A 3,286-nucleotide genomic window follows, 5' to 3' on the forward strand; every position below is an offset into this window, starting at 1 on the left:
CGAGCAGGCGCGATGCCACCGCCCAGCCCGCCGCAGGCCTGCGGGGCCGGGTGGCGCGCGCCGCCTGGTCAGCGCGCAATCAGAACTCCGTCGATGCCGACAGCAGCACGGTGCGGGGCGCGCCCATGGTCAGGCCTTCACGCGCGGCGGATTGCCAGTAGTTCTTGTTCATCAGGTTCTCGACCGTCAGGCGCAGGGTGACCGGCGTATTGCCTGTGGTGAAGCGGTAGCGCGCGCCCAGGTCAAAGCGGTTCCAAGAGGGTAGTTGCTGGCTGTTGGCCACATCCACATACTGGCTGCTGGTGTGCAGCGCGCGGGCGGTCAAGGTCAGGCCGGGCACCAAGGCAGTGTCCCATTCGCCGCCAATATTGATCTGCACCTTGGGCGTGGCGGGGGCCGTGCGGCCATCGTTGAGGCCATCCTCGGTCTTGGTCAGCTTGCCCTGGGTAAAGGCCACGCCGGTCAGCAGGCGCAGGCCCCGGCGCACCTCGCCCTGGGTGACGATCTCCAGGCCCCGGTTGCGCTGCTCGCCATCCATGCGGAAGCTGGAGGGCGTGGTGGAGGCATCGAGCAAGCTGCTGGGCCGGCTGATCTGGAACAGGCTGGCCGTGGTGACAAAGTTGCCGGTGTCGAACTTGGCACCCAGCTCCAGCTGCCTGGATTTGGCGGGCGGAAAGATCTCGCCGGCATTGGCCGTGCCTTCGGGCGCGGTCGAGCCCTGGGACAGGCCCTCGATGTAGTTGCCGTACAGCGAGATGCCTGGTGTGGGTTTGAACAGCAGCGCCGCCATCGGCGTGATCGCCGACTTGTCGTAGCGCGCCGTTTCCGCGCCCGATGTGCCGTTGAAGGTGCGGGTGCGCACCTCCTGGTGGCGCGCGCCCAGGGTCAGCTGCCAGCGCTTGTCGGCCGTGGAGAGGGTGTCGGCCAGCGCCACGCTGGTCATGCGCGTCTCGCCGGTGCGGGGCAGGTTGGAGCCGATGCTGATCGAGGGCTTGGCAATGTCGGCTGGGTTGTAGATGCTCGACGCATAGACCGTGCCGTTTTGGCGCAGCAGGCCATTGTCTTGCGCATAGCCGCTGGTGCTCAGCACCCATTCGTGGCCCAGGCTGCCGGTCTGCAGCTTGCCCTTCAGCCCTACTTCGGCAGTGCGGGTGTTTACGGCTTCCTTCAGGCGGTAGGGCCGGGCCATCAGTGTGCCTTGCGCATCCTGCAGTTGCGACGTGGTCTGCAGGCTGTCAAAGTCATAGCCCATCGCACCCAGCGCGCCGTAGGCCGTCAGGTTGGGGCTGATGTCCACCTCGCCGCGCACGATGGCGGCGCGCTCCTTGGCATCCCAGTAGCTCCAGGACGGTTGGAAATTGGTCCTGTTGTCGGGCGCTGCGGCAATCGGCGTGCCTTCCGACGGTGGGAACAGCAGGCTGCTGCGGCCATGGGTGACGCGCTTTTGGTAGTTGATGTCGGCCTCCAGCCGCACGCGCTCCCCCTGGTAGTCCAGGCCCAGCGCCAAGGCATCGACGCGCTCGCTGGCGCCATGGATGGGCGTATCGCCCGAGCGCTTGGCGACGTTGAGGCGCACACCCCATTCCTGGTCGGCGCCAAAGCGGCGGCCAAAGTCGGCATGCACGCCAAACTGGCTGTCTTGCGCGTACGAGGCCGTCACACGGTTGAGCGGCGTGGCGCCGGCACGCTTGGGCACCAGGTTGATGCCGCCGCCCACCGAGCCAGCGGGCGCCATGCCGTTGAGCAGCGCGCTGGGGCCACGCAGCACCTCTACCCGCTCCACGCCGATCAGCGAGGCCGCATTGCGCGGTGACAGGCCATACAGGCCGTTGTACGACACGTCGTAGTTGAAGACGGTAAAGCCACGGATGTTGAACTCTTCGCGGCCCGCATTGCGCCCGTAGGTGTTGCGCACCGAGGGGTCGTTGACCAGCACATCGCCAATGGTCTGCGCCTGCTGGTCGTCCACCAGCTTGGCGGTGTACTGGGTGGTGCTGAAGGGCGTATCCATCACATCGCGGTTGCCCAAGAGGCCGACCTTGCCGCCACGCGCCACCTGGCCGCCGGCATAGGGGCCGGGCAGGGCTTCAATGGCTGCTGCCGTGACCGACACGGTGGGCAGCACCACCGTGCCTGCTGGATCGCCCGATGGCGCAGGGGGTGCAGGCCGCACCAGCACCGCACGGTCTTTGACCGCGCCCTGCAGGCCGCTGCCGGCCAGCAGACGGTCCAGCGCCTGCTGCGGCGTGAAGTGGCCCGAGACGGCAGGCGCCGTCTTGCCAGCGACCAGCCCCGCCGGAAAGCCCAGCTGCAGATCGCCCTGGCGTGCCAGCTCATTGAGCGCCTGGGCCAGCGGCTGCGCTGCAATCGCGAAGCTGCGGGCCCCCTCCTGCGACGATGCTGCCGTTTGCGCATGCGCCGTCAGCGGCTGGACAGCGGCGATACCCAGCGCCAGTGCGGCGGCCATGGCAAGGGGCGTGGGGCGAGAGCGAAAAAGGGGCGCGGTGCGCAGCATGCAAGGGACTCCTGGATCGGTAAAGGGAAACGGCTGTTGCGCTGCGCACAGCGCTGCCACCCCCTGTAGACGCAGCTGCGCCAGGAATCCGCAGGTCCCGAGGAAAAAAATTTTGAATAATTTTTGAGGCGCTCACACGGCCCGGCAAACCGAAGCTTGGTGGATGAGACGACGCCCAAAGGCTCAGACATTACGGAAGTACGGCAAGGGTTGGCAACGAAGGACCCAGGGCCTGGTCCGTGACGTTTAGCGGGCGACGATTTCCGTGACGCCATCGCGTTTGACCAGGCGCACCGGCAGCAGGTGCGGCAAAAATTCCGCAAAGCGCTGGTGCTGGTTCAAACCATAGCTGCCGCCCACCGGCAGGGCGGCGACGGCCGGGTCGCGCACCACCAGGCCAGTGGGGCCATAGCGCTCAAACTCGGCCAAGGCCTGGGCGAGGGGCGTGCGGTTAAAGCTCAGCCGACCGCTGCGCCACTGGGCCACGGCGGCGGGCGCCACCTCGGTGACGGTGCCCAGGCCCGCGTCTTGCGCGTTGCTGTCTTCCAGCATCTGGCCGGCCGTCAGCAGCACCATGGCCGGCGCCTTGTCGGTCTGGTCCGCATCGCGCTGCAGCCGCTCCACCTTCACCCGGCCTTCTTCCACCGCCACCTGGGTGTGGCCCGCGCCCACGCCCTGCGCCGTATGGCGTACCGAAAAGCGCGTGCCGACCACGGTGATGCGCAGATCGCCCGCCAGCACCTGGAAGGGCCGGCCCGGGTCGGCATGCAC

At 67.7% G+C, this 3,286-nt stretch carries 1 protein-coding gene and 1 pseudogene; both read right to left on the reverse strand.

Annotated features, from left to right (window positions below):
- Positions 1–79: 79 nt before the first annotated feature.
- Positions 80–2,467 carry a TonB-dependent receptor gene (locus tag H928_RS0106655; RefSeq protein WP_021025788.1) on the reverse strand — a complete coding sequence of 796 codons (2,388 nt, stop codon included), beginning with the start codon at positions 2,465–2,467 and terminating at the stop codon, positions 80–82.
- Positions 2,468–2,761: 294 nt separating this feature from the next.
- Positions 2,762–3,286: pseudogene (locus tag H928_RS33060) on the reverse strand (FecR domain-containing protein); the annotation flags it as partial.

The sequence above is a fragment of the Comamonas sp. B-9 genome (genome assembly GCF_000410635.1).
Lineage (GTDB): Bacteria > Pseudomonadota > Gammaproteobacteria > Burkholderiales > Burkholderiaceae_C > Comamonas.

What these genes read in the sequence shown, in the direction of transcription:
- H928_RS0106655 (WP_021025788.1), bottom strand. Translation starts at nt 2,467, where the DNA reads ATGGCCGCCGCACTGGCGCTGGGTATCGCCGCTGTCCAGCCGCTGACG.